Origin of the sequence: Actinocrinis sp., from assembly GCF_035938995.1 — a bacterium.
Lineage (GTDB): Bacteria > Actinomycetota > Actinomycetes > Streptomycetales > Catenulisporaceae > DASZGI01.
Window position 1 is genome coordinate 1 of the sequence record NZ_DASZGI010000122.1, and the last position, 16,262, is coordinate 16,262.

A 16,262-nucleotide genomic window follows, 5' to 3' on the forward strand; every position below is an offset into this window, starting at 1 on the left:
TGGGACAAACTTCCTGGGTCGAACAGTACGAGGTGGGCGGGGCGCGCGCAACCGATATCGCCGCCGACATCGAGTCCGCGATCACCGCGGGGCGCCTGGCCGCCGGCACCGCGCTGCCCACGGTGCGCGACCTCGCCGCCCAGCTCAGCGTCAATCCGAACACCGCCGCGAACGCCTATCGACTGCTGCGCGAGCGCGGCACGATCGAGACTCACGGCCGCAACGGCACGCGCATCCGCAACCGTCCCGCCACGAGCACGGCCGGACGCTCCCTCGTGCTTCCCACCGGAACCGTCGACCTGTCCACGGGCCATCCCGATCCCGCGCTGCTCCCCCACCTTTACCCGCGCCCCGTCACCGATCCGGCCCGGTACGGCGATCCGGTCGTCGATCCCGGATTGCTGCGGTGCGGGGAACGCCTGCTCGACCGGGACGGCGTCGACAGCACGCGTCTGCTGTGCACGTTCGGCGCGCTCGACGGCATCGATCGGGTGCTGACCGCCCATCTGCGCCCCGGGGACGCGGTGGCGATGGAGGACCCGGGCTGGACCCAGCTGCTCGACCTGCTAGCCGCAGATCGGCTGACGACGCTGCCGGTGCGCGTCGACGACGACGGTCCCGATCCAGCCGCCCTCGCTACGGCGCTGTCCGACGGCGCCCGCGCGTTCATCGTGACCACGCGGGCCCAGAACCCGTACGGCTCAGCGATCACGGCGGAACGGGCCGCCGCTCTTCGCGCCGTGCTGACGGATCATCAGGACGTCGTGACCATCGACGACGATCACGGTGCCGATCTGGCAGCCGCTGCGCCGCACCCGGTCGCCGGGGCCACGAGGTATTGGGCGTATCTGCGCAGCGCCTCCAAGGCGTACGGACCGGACTTGCGCATCGCGTTGATGGCGGCCGACGAGACGACGCACGATCGGGTCGCCGGTCGGCTGCGTCACACTGCGCGGCACGTCAGCCGGATCATCCAGGGCACCTGGTCCGGCGCGCTCGCCGATCACGCGACGCAGCGTCTCATCCAGATGGCCGGGGAAAAGTACGACGAGCGGAGGGCGGCGCTGGTTGATGCCCTGGCGGCGCGGGGCGTTGAGGCGCACGGCCGCAGCGGGTTGAACGTGTGGGTGCCGGTCTCGGACGAGAGCGCGGCGCTCAGCGCGCTCATCGCACACGGATACGCCGCAGCGCCCGGCTCCTGGTTCCGGATTCGTTCGGGACCCGCGCTCCGGGTGACGACGGCAGCGCTCGATCCGCAAGACGCCCCGTGCGTCGCTGACGCCCTCGCGGAGGCGGCACGAGGTAGAAGGGAGCGGGCCGCGTCGGTGTCCGGGGCGGTGTAGATCGAGCGCGACTGGCGGCGGAGGCGGCTCGAGGGAGACGCGAGCGGGCGTCAACGGTTTCTGGAGTGGCGTAGATCGGGCGAGGGTGGAGGCGGGTGAGATCGGGTGAGACCCGAACGAGGGCGAACGCTGAGGCGGGCTCAGACCTCGGCGGGACGCTCGTTGTAAACGCCCGCGTACTCCTGGCCGGTCAGCTTCTGGATCTGGGCAACCACCTCGTCGGCGACGGCGCGCCGGGCTTTCGGGTTCTCGGCCACCGCCTCGCCGACGAAGTTGAGTTTCGCCGCGTCGATCGGGTCGCCGAAGCGCACCGAGACCCGGACGATCTTCGGGACCTTCGCGCCCACGGGCAGCACTTCCCTCGTGCCGACGATGCCTACAGGCACGACCGGCGCTCCGGACTTCAGCGCGAGCCAGCCCACCCCGACCCTTCCCCGGTACAGCCGCCCGTCCAGCGAGCGCGTTCCCTCCGGGTAGATCGCGAACGCGCTGCCGGAACTAATCACCGCCAGCGCCTGGTCGAGCGAGTCCTGCGCTGCTCGATGCTCTCCGCGCCGCACCGCGATCGCGCCGATCGCGGTGAAGAACGCCTTCATCAGCCGGCCCTTGACGCCCGGGGTCTCGAAGTACTCTGCCTTCGCCAGGAACGAGACGCGACGCGGCGCGACCATAGGGATCAGCAGCGAGTCCACGAAGGACAGGTGGTTGGACGCCAGGATCACCGGTCCGCGCGCCGGGATGTTCTCACGGCCTTCGACCCGCGGCCGCCAGATCATCAGCGTGACCCGCGTCACCAGTGCCTTCACCACCACGTAGAACACGCCACGCCTCTCTTGCAGCTGACCGGCGACCGGCGCCCGGCGCCGCGAAACGACGGCCGGACCGATTAGAGAGGATAGGGCCACTTCTCCTTCGAGTGACAGCCAGCGGACTCGGCTCTTTTGGGCCGCGAAAGGGGTAAGAGCGCGGCTTGACTGGCGCTATGCCTGCATTCGACTCGGCCTGCCAGTCCGGGGTCTTGCGCGAGCCGCCACCGCCCGCCGTCGACGGACGGACGGGCACCCGGTGGACCGATCCGCGCATAGCCGCCGCGTACGCGATGCGGGACACCGCCTTCGACCGCGAGGTGGCGTGGCCCGCGCTCGCCGCTGCTGTCTGCCCTCCCGAGCCTCGGCGCGCGCCCGGCCGCCCGGACGGCGAGGTGCTCGACCTCGGATGCGGACTCGGCGGCCTCGGACACCAGCTGGCGAGCGAGCACTGGCTGCGCATCCACGCCGTGGACGTCTCCCCCGCGATGCACCGCCTCGGCGCGCAGCGGTACCGCGACGCCTGGCTCCTGCGGTCGCTGCCGGACTCGCGCGGGCGGCTGCACCTGCGGCGCGGGCAGTGCACCGGAGCGGTCGTGCAGCTTCTGCTGGTCCACCTCCCGCACCCGCGCGACCTCGTCGCCGCACTGGGCGAGGCGCGTCGCATCCTGAGGCCGGGGGCGCCGCTCGCCGCCGTGGAACCGGGGCCGGGGACGTACGGCGGTCTGGCCGGGGCGGTGCAGTGGGGTGAGCCGCGAGACGCCGCTGGGTCCGCACCGGCGGACGGGGTGCCCTACGTGGCGCACTATCGACTCATGGACGGCTCGACCCTGCCCACGACCGCCTGGCACCACGCGCCCGACATCATCGCGGACTGCCTGCACGCGGCCGACTTCCGGCTCGACGAGATCAGACCCCTGTCGGCACCTTTCGCGGGCGAGAACGCGTGCCTATGGCTGTTCCGGGCCACGGCGGTGTGACGCGGCGTCTCAGCCGAGGACTTGGTAGGCGAGGCGAAGGCGGCTCCGGGTCAGCCAGGCGCCGCGCTGTCGTCTCAGAGTCGTGCTCCGCCCCGTCCTGCGCCACGCGTACCCCGCCCCCGTCGCTCGCTCACACCAGCTACCGCCCCGCACGCACACGCGGGACATCGGGCAAGACTTTGGACCCAAGGGCTTCGGTTGCGGCGGCTCCGGTTGCATGGTCCGCGGCCGTGTGCCGGTCAGACGGCGCGTGAGCGGCGGCGCAGCGCCAGTTCGTCCACCGCGCCGGTGCCGAGCGGTGCGGCGGCCGGTGCGGCGCTGCCATCCGCGGCGGCGGGCTCTCCAGGCAGCCGGCTGAGCACTTCCTCGATCTCGCGCCACACGGCGCCGACCGAGATGCCGAACACCCCCTGCCCGGCGTGCACGAGTTCGACGACCTCTTCGGAAGAGGTGCACTCGTAGACCGTCGCGCCGTCGCTCATCAGGGTGATCCCGGCGAGCTCCGCGCTGCTGCGCGCGCTGACGTGGGCGACGGCGGCGCGGATGTTGTGCAGCGACACCCCGGTGTCCAGCAGGCGCTTGACGATCTTGAGGATGATGATGTCGCGGAAGTTGTAGAGCCGCCCGGCGCCCGAGCCGGCGGTCGGCGTGAGCGAGGGTCCGACCAGGCCGGTGCGGGCCCAGTAGTCCAGCTGGCGGTAGGTGATCCCGGCCGCGGCGCAGGCGACCGTGCCGCGATAGCCGTATGTGTCGAACGGGTCGGGGACAGCGTCCCGCGACTGGGTGGTAACCGCGCTCACGCCGACCTCCGTTCCGCAACGATGCGTACCCGACCGGTCCCGCCACCCCTCGGTGGCCGTGAACCCTCCCCGAACTGTTCTTCCCATCCGCCCCCGGCCCGGCAAACCCTCCGAACCGGTGACCCGTCCCGCTCCTGACGAAATGACCGCGCACACGTCACCCACCAGGCTCTGCCGACCGTACGCAGTCGCCCTCCCGGCGTCAACGACCTTTGCGCCCGCCACGCCGAGGGCTGTCACGGCTCTTTCACTACCCCGCGCCGACCTGCGGTTCCACCCCCGCGCCACGCTGCGCGGGGACCGTCGGACGGTGCTGCCGCTGATGGGCGCGGCGTGTCGGGAGCCTGCGTGTCAAAAGCAGAACACGCCGCACTACAGGATCAATTGAACCCTGCGCCGCCCGCACCGGCGCACGACCGGCGCGCGTGGAGCCGTGCCGGGCAACGGTCCAATCTATCAGGCCTCGAAATCCTCCGGCGAGATCTGGTCCAGGAACTCGCGGAAGCGTTCGACCTCGTCCTCCTGGTCGTCCGGAAGCAGGATGCCGGCCTCGGCCAGCACCTCCTCGGCGGCGAAGATCTTCGCACCGCAGCGCAGCGCCAGGGCGATGCCGTCGGAGGGCCGGGCGGAGACGGTGATCCCGCCGTCGAACACCATCTCGGCGAAGAACGTGCCGCCGCGCAGCGAGGTGATGCGCAGAGCCGTCAACCTGCGTCCGAGCGCCTTGAGGGTGTCCCGGAACAGGTCGTGCGTCAGCGGCCGAGGCGGCGCGGCGCCCTCGAGCGCGGCCGCGATCGCGCTCGCCTCCCCCTGGCCGATCCAAATCGGCAGGAAGCGCTCCCCCGAGCTCTCCCGGAGCAGCACGATCGGCAGATTGGACGGCAGTTCGACGCGAACGCCGACAACGTCGAGTTCGTTCACGATAGACACCCTAGCGCGCGCTGGGGCGCACACCTCGCCCAGGGACCGAGGATTCGCCCATGCGCACGCACCGCCGCGCCGTTCGCGCGAATCAGCCCCGCGGTGCCGGTCAGATTCAAAGCGCAGACAAGGCTTAGGCGCGCAAAAGGGCAGCCCGCACCAGCGCCGCGTGCAGCCGCACGGCAGCAGCCGCCGCCTCTGCCGACCGCCCCGGGGCGGCCAGCGCGGACCGCTCGCGGCGGGCCGGGTCGCGGTTCGTGCCCGCCGCCGCGGCAGCGGTCACCAGTTCGGCCACCCGGGCCGCGGAGATCGCCACCACGCGCAGATGCCGCGGTTCGACGCCGAACTGGGCCAGTTCCGCCGACGCCCGCGCGACCAGCAGTTCCGCGCCGCCGACCGGCTCGCCGTCGGGCAGCAGGCCGAACTCGACCAGGCCGTCGACCCATGCCCGCTCGGCGCGCGCCGCCGTGGCCAACTGGTCCCGGGTCAGCGCGACCTCGCCGAGGTCGGGGGCGAAGAACTCGGCCTCCGGCCAGCGGCGCTCAGCCCGGCGGGAGGCCGCGGTGGGCATCGAGCCGATGGCCGTCGGCGCAGCGTTTGAGGATGCGGCGTTCAAAGATGCGGCGTCCATCGACGCGGCGTTCACGGGCACCGCGTCCGCGGCGTCCGACCTGCTCGCCCGACCGCTCCCCGACGGCGCGGTCAGCACCGGCGCGGTCGCGAGCCCGGCCAGGTCGGTCGACCCGGCGTCGGCAGGCCGCTGAGAACCCCCGGATCGCGCGCCCGCCGGCACAGCCCCGGCCCGCGCCGAGGACGGCGCACGTGAGGACGGGAGCCGAGCGGTCGTGGCCGTGCGCCCCGAGACAGCCTGCGCCGACTTCGACCGCCCGACAGGGGTCGCCGGCTCCTCCACTGAGACGGCCGGATCCGGCCAGAGCGGGTCCTGGATGCCCGAGAGCACCGCCCGGAGCCGCTCCAGATCCTCCGGGCCGTAGCGCCGGTATCCGGCGGACGTGCGGACCGGATCGACCAGCCCCTGCGCCTCAAACCTGCGCAGCGCCGACACCGTCAAGCCGGGGAACTCCACCGCCAGGAGCGCGGCCGCCTCACCGATCGTCAGCCCTCGCACGCCGCCAGCCATGGTGTCTCCGACTCCTCGGGTGAGTGTCCGTGTCCCCAGCCCTGGCCCGAAACCTCAAGGACCGCCGCCCGCCGCGCCCGACGACGGCTGCCCGCGCCCGCCTGCGGCGTCAGCCGCGCCCGGTGAGGAACACCAGGCGGTACTTGCCGATCTGGACCTCGTCGCCGTCCGCGAGCAGGACCTCCTCGATCCGCTCCCGGTTCACGTACGTTCCGTTGAGCGAGCCTACGTCACGCACCAGGTAACCCTGGGCCGCGCGGGTGAACTCGGCGTGGCGGCGGGAGACCGTCACGTCGTCGAGGAAGATGTCGCTGTCCGGCGCCCGCCCGGCAGAGGTCACGTCGGCGTCCAGGAGGAACCGGCTGCCCGCGTTCGGTCCGCGCTGCACCACCAGCAGCGCGTTGCTCTCGGCCAGCGTCTCGGTGGCCGAGGCGTAGGGGCTGACGATCTCGCCGGTGTCGCCCTGTTCGCCTAAGCCCAGCGCGCCCAGCGCGATCGTGGAGGTCACCTCGGTCGGCCGCTCGCCGGCCACCAGGGGGTTGCCGCAGTTGGAGCAGAAACGGCTGCCCTCGGAGTTGGCGTGCCCACAATGGACGCACAACACCATCGATCCGACCTCCCGCCGCGGCTCCGGCGCGGCCTCTCGTTCCTGGGTGGGAAAGCCGCCCACGCGGGCCGGCTGTACCTCTTCTTCCTGTTCCCAAGTTGTCTCAGCGCCCGGCGACGACGCATCGAAACCTAGGCCGCCGCCCCGCTCCGGGTCAACCGACCCGCCGGTCGGGGCGCGTCGGCCCGGTGCCGTCGCGCCGCGGTCCAGGCCGTTCCACTCGATCCCGGGCCGGGGCCCGGAGACGGCCGCGGACCGCTCGACGGGAGGTATCAGCGCCTTCCCGTCGGGCAGACTTTGGCCGCCCCGGCGGTGGCCGAATCGCCCGAACAGCGCCACTGACTCTCCCGTCGCCTCTGGTCCGCGTTATTTCTCGGCGGAGGCGCGGTAGGCCGCGGCGTCGAGCAGCCCGTCCAGCGCGGCGGCGCCGCCGGCGGGTTCCACCTCGAACATCCAGCCTTCCCCGTACGGGTCCGAATTCACCAGCTCGGGGTTCGCGTCCAGAGCGCCGTTGACCGCGGCGACGGTCCCGGTGACCGGCGCGTAGACGTCGCTGACCGACTTGGTCGACTCCAGTTCGCCGCACGGCTGCCCGGCGGTGATCGCGGCGCCGACCTCGGGGAGCGTGACGAAGACGATGTCGCCGAGGGCGTCCTGGGCGAAGTCGGTGATGCCGACGCGCGCGGCACCGCCCTCCGCGCCCGCCCGTACCCACTCGTGTTCGGCGGTGTACTTCAAGTCCTCGGGGAAATCGGCCACTGGAGTGCTCCGTAGCTGTGTCGGTCGGCGCGCGGCTCGGCCTTCGGCGGATCTCGCCGTCCGCCGCCCTTCGCGCCGTGGTCGTCAGATAAGTGCTCGTCTGGGGTGTGGCTGGGTTTGCCGGCTCTTCCGCGCGGATTAGCTGACCTGGTGTCGCGACCTTACACGGTGCGCCGATTACCCGACCACACGACTATGCCTTTACGGCGGGAATGCGCTCTAACGCGCCCCGCGCACTCCCGCCGCGAAGATCTCAACTAGTGAGCGACTAACAGTTTCCTTAGGCGCCCGCCTGCTCGACGACGGCGGCCCACAGGCCCAGCAACTCGTCCGCGGAGTCCGCGTTGGGGCCCTCCGCCCACAGGTGCGTGACGGCCTCCGCCGGGTCGGGCAGGACCATGGTCCAGCGCCCGTCCGGCTCGACGATCCGCACGCCGTCGGTGGTGTCCAGCTCGCGTCCTTCGGCGGCCTCGACGACCGTCCGCATGACCATTCCCTTGGCCGCCCACGGGGTCGGCACGTCCATCCGGCGCACGTGGGCACGCGGGATGCGCCCGTCGATCTGGGACAGCGTGAGGTGGGTGCGGGCGATCAGGCCGAGCAGCCGCACGAACGCGGCAATGCCGTCGAGGGCGGCGTGGAACTCGGGGATGACGAACCCGCCGCGCCCGTCGCCGCCGAAGATGACGTCCTTGTTGCCGCAGACCCGGGTCAGCTCGTCCGGTGAGGTGGACACCCACTCGATACCGACCTTGTGGAAGTCGGTCACCTTCTCCGCGACCCGGGTGGTCGTCACCGGCAGCGCGATGCGGCCCTCGCCCCGCTCCGCCGCGACCAGGTCCATGAACACCAGCAGCGCCCGATCGTTGTCGACGCGCGAGCCCTTCTCGTCGACCAGCCAGATCCGCTCGCCGACGGCGTCGAACCGCACCCCGAACGCGGCCCGCGAGGAGGCCACCATCTCGCCGAGGCGGCGCAGCGCGGCCTGCTGCTCGGCCGGGGACTCGGTCGGGTGCGCCTCGTCCATGCCGAGGTTGAGGGTGAACGCGTCGACCCCGACCCGGCCGAGCAGCGCGGGCAGCACCAGCCCGGCTGCCCCGCCGCCCGCGTCCACCACGACTTTCAGGTCTGCCTCGGACACGCCGGAGACGTCCACCCGGCTTAGCAGCTCCTGGATGTAGCTCTCGAAGATACGGGAGGGGGTGTACAGGTCGCCGATCTCGCCGGGGAACGCGCGGCGGAACTCGGCGCGGGAGTAGACCCGGTCGAGCTTGCGCTGCCCGGCCGGCGACAGGTCCGCGCCGGTGGAGTCGAGGAACAGGATCTCCACCGAGTCAGGCACGCCCGGGGTGGTGCGGATGACGACGCCGCCGGCGGTGCCGCGCGCGGTCTGCAGGCGGGCCACGGGCATCGGGACGCACTCGAGGTCGCGGGCGTTGAGCGCGCTGGAGGTGAGCGCGGCGATGACGGCGCGCTTAAGGGCGCGCCCGGCGCGGGAGCCGTCGCGCGCGAGGGTGACGGTCGCGCCCTTTTTCAGGGTCGTGGCATAGGCGCTGGAGAGGCGGACCGCGAGCTCGGGGGTGATCTCCACGTTGACCACGCCGCTGACGCCGCGCGGCCCGAAGAGCGAGCGCTGGCTGCGCTGCTCCCAGATCACGTCGTTGTTGACGACCGCGCCCGCCTCGATCGTCTTGAACGGGTAGACGCGCACCCCGGCGGCGAGGATCGACTCCTCCTCGATCAGGCACTCGTCGCCGACCACCACGCCGTCCTCGATCCGGGCCGCGCGCATCAGATCGGTGTTCTTGCCCACGACGCAGCCGCGCAGGTTCGCGTGCGGCCCGATGTACACGTTGCCGTGCACGACGGCGCGGTGCAGGAAGGCCCCGGTCTTGACGACCACGTTGGAGCCGATCACCGTGTGCTCGCGGATCTCGACCCCGGCCTCGATCTTGGAGTAGTCGCCGATGTAGCACGGTCCCTTGAGCACCGCGCTCTCGTCCACCTCCGCGCCCTCGGCCACCCATACGCCCGGTGCGGTCTCGAAGCCGTCGATCTCGACGTCGACCTTGCCCGTGAGCACGTCGGCCTGGGCCTTGATGTAGGACTCGTGCGTGCCGACGTCCTCCCAGTAGCCCTCGGCGACATAGCCGTAGACCGGCTTGCCCTCTTTGAGCAGCCGCGGGAAGACGTCGCCGGACCAGTCGACCTGCTCGCCGGCCTCGATGTAGTCGAGGACCTCCGGCTCCATGACGTAGATGCCGGTGTTGACGGTGTCCGAGAAGACCTGGCCCCAGGTCGGCTTCTCCAGGAAGCGCTCGACGCGGCCCTCGTCGTCGGTGATGGTGATGCCGAATTCCAGCGGGTCGGGCACCCGGGTCAGGCAGACGGTGACCAGTGCCTTCTTCTCGCGGTGGTAGTCGATCAGCGCGCCGAGGTCGATGTCGGTGAGCGCGTCGCCCGAGATGACCAGGAAGCTGTCGCCGGCCAGCTGCGCCTCCGCGTTCTTCACCGATCCGGCGGTGCCCAGAGGCGTGTCCTCGTTGGCGTAGTGAAGATTCATGCCGAGTTCTTCGCCGTCGCCGAAATAGTTGCGCACCAGCGAAGCGAGGAACTGGACGGTCACCACGGTGTCGGTCAGCCCGTGCCGTTTAAGTAACCGCAGCACGTGTTCCATGATCGGCCGATTAACGACCGGTAGCAGCGGTTTCGGCATCGAGGATGTCATTGGACGCAGCCTGGTGCCCTCGCCGCCGGCCATCACGACTGCCCTCATCCCGGCTCGCCCTTTCTCCCGATGTCAAGGCACGACACAACTCGGCACTCGCCCGCGTGTCGCACCTATCCCTGCCCAGCCGGATCTCGGATAATCCGCGTTCGCGTGTAGCCGAGGTCACTTCTCACCCGGTCAGGCGGCGGCGCGCCACCGCATGCGGCTCACAGAGTTAGTGGGCTCTCACTGGGTCTCGGCGCTCCCGCTGGAGATCAGCTGCCTCACCTGTACGACGTAGAGGCCGGCCGCGAGCCAGTACATCGCGGTACCCCAGATGGCGAACGCCCAGCCGACCGAGCCGGCGAGGTCGTGCAGCCACCCGTGGCCGTCGCCGAGCAGCAGGAGCGGGAAGGCGTAGAGGAGGTTGAACGTGGCCGCCTTGCCCAGGTAGTGAACCGGCGGCGGACCGAAGCCGTGCCGCTTGAGGACGAGCAGCGGGATTCCCATGAGAAGGTCGCGGCCGACCAGGATCGCGACCAGCCACACCGGGATGATCTGACGTGCCGCCAGTCCCGCGAGCGTGGCCAGGATGTAGAGGCGGTCGGCGGCCGGGTCGAGCAGCGCGCCGAGCTTGCTGACCTGTCCGAGCGCGCGGGCGAGCACGCCGTCGAAATAGTCGGTCGCGCCGCTGACCAAGAGGGTCAGCAGCGCCCAGCCGTCGTAGTGCGGGCCGTGGAAGACGGGCCGGAGGACGAGCCAGAGGAACAGCGGCACCCCGAGCAGCCGCAGCACGCTCAGCGCGTTCGGGATCGTCCAGATCCGGTCGGTCGGGGCACTGGACGGCGCGGGCTTGCCCGCATCCGGCGCCCCCGGCTCGTTCGGGGCGGCCGATCCGGTCGAGGGCACTGTCATGGCTGGCAAGTCTAGGGGTTGCGGTGCGTCGGACGGGCGGCCGCGCCGGGCGCCCTTATCGGGCCGCGCGGCCGGTGCGAACCACCGGCCCGCAATTCTCTGGTGCGGTTACCTCAAAGGTCGGCAAAGCTTACGTCAAGGGCCGCGTTAGCCCTTCCAGGCAGAAGCTCCAGGGCCGTAGCGTTGTAATCGAACCGGCCAGCAGATGACACGTCCATCGGCGGTCGCGAGCACAGAGCACAGCCGCCCGTGAGCCCACGCTTCTCCCCCCTTGGCGTGGGCTGGCGGGCGGCTGTCGGTTTTCCCGGCGGCTTGTGTGAGAGTGTTCGTCCATGGACGTAGCCAACACGACGCAGCCGGCCGGATCGACACCCGTGGAACCGTCGTCCGCAATTCCCGCGGCATCCGCCGATTCAAATGCACGCGCGAATTCCACGCCCGACGAGGCGCGACCAGCCTGTCCGAGCGGACGGCAGTTCGTCATCACCGGCGGCGGATATCGCGCGGTGGTCACCGAAGTGGGCGCGGGTCTCAGGGAACTCGGACACTACGCGGACGGCGCGCTGCGTCCGCTGGTGGTCGCGTACGCGCAGGACGAGCCGGCGCACTACGGCGCGGGCCAGCTGCTCGCGCCGTGGCCGAACCGGGTCGCGGACGGCCGCTACCGCTTCGACGGCGAGGACCGGCAGCTCGACCTCAGCGAGCCTGCCAGGGGAAACGCCATCCACGGGTTGGTGCGCTGGACGCCGTGGACGCTGGCTGAGCGCGCCGAGGACCGCGTCGTGCTCACCCACCGGCTGCACCCGCACCCGGGCTATCCGCACATCCTCGACCTCACCGCCGTCTACGCGGTCTCCGAAGCAGGGCTCGAAGTCCAGGTCCGCGCGCGCAACGCCGGAACCTCGGCCGCGCCGTACGGCTATGCCGCGCATCCGTATCTGACGCCCGGGCTCGAGGCCGCTGCGGGCGCAGCGGACCAGTGGACGCTGCACCTGCCGACGGAGCGCCGGCTGACCGTGGACGAGCGGATGATTCCGACCGGCGCGGCGAATGTGGATGCGAGCCCGTATGACTTCCGCGCGCCGCGGAGTGTCGGCGCGACCAGTCTCGACACCGCGTTCGGCGGTCTCCAGCGGGAGCTGGACGGCATCGGCCGGGTGCGCGTGAGCGAGCCCGGCGGCGGCGCGGTGACGCTGTGGCTCGACCGTGGACTGGAGTGGATTCAGGTGTTCACAGCGGACCCGCTACCCGGCGCATGGAAGCGCGCGGGGGTCGCAGTGGAGCCCATGTCGTGCCCCCCCGACGCCTTCAATTCCGGCACCGATCTGATCCGTCTGGAAGCTGGTGGGGAAGTTGGCCACCGGTGGGGAATTCACGCGGGTTGAGCTGCGCCGCCAGCGAACTGACGGGGCGTCAGGGTAACAACTCCCAGGCTGTCTCGTCCAGCATCTTGATCTCACGCTAGCTGATATCAGTGTTTTTTCTGACTGTGGTTCCGGGTTGCTCCATTCGGGTTTATCATGGCCTGAAGAGACAGCGGCGGCGCCGCCTCGCGACTCGTCCCACGTCGCACGGACGGGATGTCGCGGCAGGAAGGCCACAGGGTGAGGGCCACGGGCGACAAAACTCTGTGACAGCGCCGTCCGGAGTAGTGCATCAGGATGCGAAGGGGTCATTCATGAGTACAGCGACGAAGAAAACCGCCCTGCTACCGACCGCGGGCGGGCGGTCGGCGCGGCGGGCGCGCGCGGTGGCGGAGGCCGAGCAGGTCCGCGCCCAGGAGGCGGCCTACCGGCCGCAGAACGGCTATCTGAACTGGCTGCTGACGCGCGCCAACCGCGAGCTGGGCCGGCAGGTGGACCGGGTGCTGGACGAGGTGGACCTCACCGAGGCCCAGTACGGCGTGCTGCAGGCACTGATCCACCTCAAGAGCGCCTCCTCGGCGACCCTGGCCCGCTCCGTGCAGGTCACCCCGCAGGCGATGGTCGGCCTGGTCGCCGCGCTCGAGCGCAAGGGTTACATCGCGCGCACCTCGCACCCCGGCGCCGGCCGCGTCATCACCACCACGGTGACGCCGCTCGGTCAGGAGGCGTTCGACACCGCCAAGCGCCGGATCCGCAGCCTCGAGCGCAATGTGCGCAAGGCGTTGACGGACGAGGAGTACGACATCGTGGTCGAGAAGCTCGAGCGCCTGAGCACGATCATCGCCGAGGTTTAGGCGCTCTTTCCCTCGGCAGCGCGGCGCCGTCCGCCGGGACCTGAAGGCCCTCGTCCCGCGGCCGGCGCCTCTGCCCGCTCCGCTGCCGAAAGCATGCGGACCTGACCGGTCCGGCTCGCGCGCGGCAGTGGGGCAGTGCAGAAGGAAACTGGGCGGCGGCACCGCCTCTCAACCGCCGCCCGATTCGCGTCCGTCACCCGGCTCTCCGCACCCCAGGAGAGCCGGGTTCCTCCGTCTCGGCGGCGCTAATCTGGTTATAACCGCATAATTCGGACGTCCGCCGTACTGGCACACCCTGGCCGATTCGGAACTGATCGACCGAAAGGCCTCACCCGACGGGCCCGGACACGCGATGATGTGTGGCGGGCGCCGCGCGAACTGGCGCAGCGTCCGGTGGCGTCATCCGGCGGAGGCGAGGCAAGCACGTGGACCCCGTGACGGGTACGGCGACGACCGCGGACGGCGGCATGGGTCTCGGCACGCACCGCGGCGCCCTCGCGGCCCACTCCGGAGCCGTGTTCTCGGTCGAGCGGATCGCCGCGCTGGCCGCCGCCGTCGTCCGGGCCGGCGAGCAGGCCGCCTCGATGGAAGGCGCCGCGCGCCAGGTGGCCGCCGCGATCCGGGGCGCGTTCACCACCCCCGACGGTGAGTCAGCGGTCGTACTGATCCGCATCTTCCAGACCACCGTGTGGGACCAGCTGACCCCTCAGCTTCGTTCGTACTCGCTCGCCCGCATGTCTCCGGGCGCCCAGCCGTCGGGCACCCGCTGCCTCGCCCTGATGGCCAGCCTCGGCGACCGCCCGGCCTGGAACGACCGCCATGCCTCGCGCGATCACCAGGCGCTGCCGCTGTCCGGCGCGGATGTGATCCGCCGGGTCCCCTTGGCGCTGACGGTGATGGATCACCTCGTCGGCGCCGACGCGCAGATGCGCCCGCGCCGCGCCGACGACGGCCGCCCGGCCCGGGTCGCGGTGCACCTGATCTCCGAGGCCGCGGGCTCGCCGCTGGTGCCCGCGCAGTGGCTGGTCGGCACGTACGGGGTGACCGCGGGGCTGGGGCTGGGCGGGATCCTACCCAACGGCGAGGTGTTCACCTCGGTGCTGTTCTCCCGGGTGCCGCTCGACGCGACGCAGGCGCACCGGTTCGGCGCGGTGGCCGAGGCGATGCGCACGGCGCTGGCACCCTTCGCGCACCTGCCGCTGTTCGATCCGGCGCCCCCGGTCGGCCGGGTGATGCCGCGGCCCGGCTACGACTCCGCGCTCGAGGACACCGGCACCAGCGCGATCCTGCCGCCCGCACCGACCGACGACGGCGCCGGCTGGTCGGTCCGTCCGCGGCCGACGGTCGAGGCGGCGCTGCGCGAGCAGCGCGAGCGGCTGGCGCAGGAGTCGCGGATCGTCGAGACGTTGTACTCGGTCGGGCAGTCGCTGGCCCGGCAGCTGGATCTGCGCAAGCTGGTGCAGCAGGCGATCGAGGCCGCCACCAGCGTGGTGAACGCCAAATTCGGGGCCTTCTTCTACACCGCGGTGGGCACCGACGGAGTGGCCAAGACCCGCTACGCGCTGGCCGGGCTCGAGCCCGAGACCTTCGAGCGGTTCGGACTGCCCCGGCAGACCGCGCTGTTCGGGCCGCAGCCGCCGTCCCGGGCGACGGTGCGCACCCCGGACGTGACCCGCGATCCGCGCTACGGCGACAACCCGCCGCTGCACGGGATGCCGCCGGGGCATCCGCCGGTGCGCTCGTATCTGGCCGTGCCGGTCGTGGCGGCCAGCGGGGAGGTGCTCGGCTGCTTCTACTTCGGCCATCCCGAGGCGTCGGTGTTCACCGAGCGGGACGAGCAGCTGGCCCAGGGCATCGCGGCGCAGGCGGCCAGCGCGATGGAGAACGCGCGGCTGTACCGGCACGAGCGCACGACGGCGATGCGGTTGCAGCGCTCGCTGTTGCCCGCCGCCCCGCCGCGCCTGGCGGACCTGGACATCGCCTCGACGTATCTGCCCGGCGAGCAGGGGGCGCGGGTCGGCGGTGACTGGTACGACGTGATCCCGCTGTCGGCGGACCGGGTGGCGCTCGTCATCGGCGACGTGATGGGACGCGGGATCGACGCGGCGGCGGTCATGGGGCAGCTGCGCGCGGCGATCCAGGCCTACGCGGTGATGGACCTGCCGCCGGGTCAGGTGCTCGATCAGCTCAACCGGTTGGTGTGCCAGCTGCCGCACGAGCAGATCGCGACGTGTGTCTACGCGGTCTACGACCCGAGCGAGGGCACGGTGCGCTGGGCGAACGCCGGGCATCTGCCGCCCGCTCTGGTGTCGCCGGACGGCAAGGTGACGCTGCTGGAGGCCGACCTCGGCATGCCGCTCGGCCTCGACCGGGCGATCTTCGCGGACATGGCGCGGCCGATGCCGGAAGGCGCCCGCCTGCTGCTGTACACCGACGGACTCGTGGAGTGCCGCGAAACGCCTCTGCACGACCGGCTCGGGCGACTGCGTTCGGTGCTCAGCGAGCTGTGCGTGCCCGAAGCCGCGGTGGATGTGCGCGAAGGCTGCGACCGGCTGGCCCAGGAGATGCTGACCGGCGCCGAGCACGACGACGTGGCGGTGCTGTTCGTGGCGGCGCGTCCGGCCGAGACGCAGAAGGCCGAGGTGGCCCTCTCGCCGACGCTGGAGGCGGCGCGGGCGGCGCGCCGGTTCGCGATGTCGACGATGGAGCAGTGGGGGCTGGAGAAGCTCGACGACGCGATCGTCTCGATCGTCAGCGAGCTGGTCACCAACGCGGTCGAGCACGCCGCCCCGCCGATCAGCCTGCGGCTGCGGCACCGGCCCGGCGCGGTGATGATCGAGGTCGCGGACGGGGACGGCCGACTGGTCCGCCCGGCGCCGACCGGCACGGGCGACGAGCGGCACCGCGGCCTGGTCATCGTCGCGACGCTGGCGGCCCGCTGGGGCGTGCGGCCGACCGGCACCGGCAAGGTGGTGTGGGCGGAGGTCGCCAACCCGTACGACGACGCGGCCACGATGCCCGTCGCGGCCGACGGCACCTTGGATCCGCTGGACGCCGACGCC

Annotated in this window: 13 protein-coding genes; 5 read left to right on the forward strand and 8 right to left on the reverse strand. The window is 71.6% G+C overall.

Translation table 11 applies throughout. The features are described from left to right. The first annotated feature begins 32 nt into the window (after positions 1 to 32). The gene (locus VGZ32_RS08070; RefSeq protein WP_349263534.1) at positions 33 to 1,343 is read left to right on the forward strand and encodes an aminotransferase class I/II-fold pyridoxal phosphate-dependent enzyme; all 1,311 of its coding nucleotides are present in this window, start codon (positions 33 to 35) and stop codon (positions 1,341 to 1,343) included. Positions 1,344 to 1,483: 140 nt separating this feature from the next. On the opposite strand, the gene VGZ32_RS08075 is transcribed toward VGZ32_RS08070, so the two are convergent. Continuing rightward, positions 1,484 to 2,164 (reverse strand): lysophospholipid acyltransferase family protein, encoded by a 681-nt coding sequence (locus VGZ32_RS08075; RefSeq protein ID WP_326885244.1) that lies wholly within the window; start codon positions 2,162 to 2,164, stop codon positions 1,484 to 1,486. A gap of 161 nt (positions 2,165 to 2,325) precedes the next feature. Between VGZ32_RS08075 and VGZ32_RS08080 the strand changes: the two genes are divergently transcribed. Then, positions 2,326 to 3,129: a class I SAM-dependent methyltransferase gene (locus VGZ32_RS08080; protein ID WP_326885245.1), complete on the forward strand. Its 804-nt coding sequence runs from the start codon at positions 2,326 to 2,328 to the stop codon at positions 3,127 to 3,129. Positions 3,130 to 3,368: 239 nt separating this feature from the next. Here VGZ32_RS08080 and VGZ32_RS08085 read toward each other — a convergent pair whose 3' ends face one another. The 7 genes from VGZ32_RS08085 to VGZ32_RS08115 form a co-directional block, all read right to left on the reverse strand. Beyond that, positions 3,369 to 3,929 (reverse strand): MerR family transcriptional regulator, encoded by a 561-nt coding sequence (locus tag VGZ32_RS08085; RefSeq protein ID WP_326885246.1) that lies wholly within the window; start codon positions 3,927 to 3,929, stop codon positions 3,369 to 3,371. Positions 3,930 to 4,385: 456 nt separating this feature from the next. Next, positions 4,386 to 4,850, reverse strand: a complete 465-nt coding sequence (locus VGZ32_RS08090) for a bifunctional nuclease family protein (protein ID WP_326885247.1) — start codon at positions 4,848 to 4,850, stop codon at positions 4,386 to 4,388. 133 nt (positions 4,851 to 4,983) lie between these two features. Continuing rightward, complete coding sequence (locus VGZ32_RS08095; protein ID WP_326885248.1) at positions 4,984 to 5,991, reverse strand: MerR family transcriptional regulator; 1,008 nt, start codon at positions 5,989 to 5,991, stop codon at positions 4,984 to 4,986. 109 nt (positions 5,992 to 6,100) lie between these two features. Then, complete coding sequence (locus tag VGZ32_RS08100; RefSeq protein WP_326885249.1) at positions 6,101 to 6,937, reverse strand: FHA domain-containing protein; 837 nt, start codon at positions 6,935 to 6,937, stop codon at positions 6,101 to 6,103. Positions 6,938 to 6,964: 27 nt separating this feature from the next. Further along, the gene (gene gcvH, locus VGZ32_RS08105) at positions 6,965 to 7,357 is read right to left on the reverse strand and encodes a glycine cleavage system protein GcvH (protein WP_326885250.1); all 393 of its coding nucleotides are present in this window, start codon (positions 7,355 to 7,357) and stop codon (positions 6,965 to 6,967) included. 280 nt (positions 7,358 to 7,637) lie between these two features. Next, positions 7,638 to 10,133 carry a mannose-1-phosphate guanyltransferase gene (locus VGZ32_RS08110; protein WP_326885251.1) on the reverse strand — a complete coding sequence of 832 codons (2,496 nt, stop codon included), beginning with the start codon at positions 10,131 to 10,133 and terminating at the stop codon, positions 7,638 to 7,640. A 180-nt stretch (positions 10,134 to 10,313) separates the two neighbouring features. Further along, positions 10,314 to 10,982, reverse strand: a complete 669-nt coding sequence (locus tag VGZ32_RS08115) for a CDP-alcohol phosphatidyltransferase family protein (protein ID WP_326885252.1) — start codon at positions 10,980 to 10,982, stop codon at positions 10,314 to 10,316. A gap of 332 nt (positions 10,983 to 11,314) precedes the next feature. Between VGZ32_RS08115 and VGZ32_RS08120 the strand changes: the two genes are divergently transcribed. The 3 genes from VGZ32_RS08120 to VGZ32_RS08130 all read left to right on the forward strand — a co-directional run. Continuing rightward, positions 11,315 to 12,367, forward strand: coding sequence for an aldose 1-epimerase family protein (locus tag VGZ32_RS08120; RefSeq protein ID WP_326885253.1), 1,053 nt, complete (start codon positions 11,315 to 11,317; stop codon positions 12,365 to 12,367). Positions 12,368 to 12,660: 293 nt separating this feature from the next. Further along, positions 12,661 to 13,200, forward strand: a complete 540-nt coding sequence (locus tag VGZ32_RS08125) for a MarR family winged helix-turn-helix transcriptional regulator (protein WP_326885254.1) — start codon at positions 12,661 to 12,663, stop codon at positions 13,198 to 13,200. A gap of 425 nt (positions 13,201 to 13,625) precedes the next feature. Continuing rightward, a partial coding sequence (locus VGZ32_RS08130; protein ID WP_326885255.1) for a SpoIIE family protein phosphatase occupies positions 13,626 to 16,262 on the forward strand: 2,637 nt, incomplete at its 3' end.

Coding starts and splice junctions, on each gene's coding strand:
- VGZ32_RS08120 (WP_326885253.1), top strand. CDS start 11,315: ATGGACGTAGCCAACACGACGCAGCCGGCCGGATCGACACCCGTGGAA.
- VGZ32_RS08080 (WP_326885245.1), top strand. CDS start 2,326: ATGCCTGCATTCGACTCGGCCTGCCAGTCCGGGGTCTTGCGCGAGCCG.
- VGZ32_RS08115 (WP_326885252.1), bottom strand. CDS start 10,982: ATGACAGTGCCCTCGACCGGATCGGCCGCCCCGAACGAGCCGGGGGCG.
- VGZ32_RS08110 (WP_326885251.1), bottom strand. CDS start 10,133: ATGAGGGCAGTCGTGATGGCCGGCGGCGAGGGCACCAGGCTGCGTCCA.
- VGZ32_RS08095 (WP_326885248.1), bottom strand. CDS start 5,991: ATGGCTGGCGGCGTGCGAGGGCTGACGATCGGTGAGGCGGCCGCGCTC.
- VGZ32_RS08125 (WP_326885254.1), top strand. CDS start 12,661: ATGAGTACAGCGACGAAGAAAACCGCCCTGCTACCGACCGCGGGCGGG.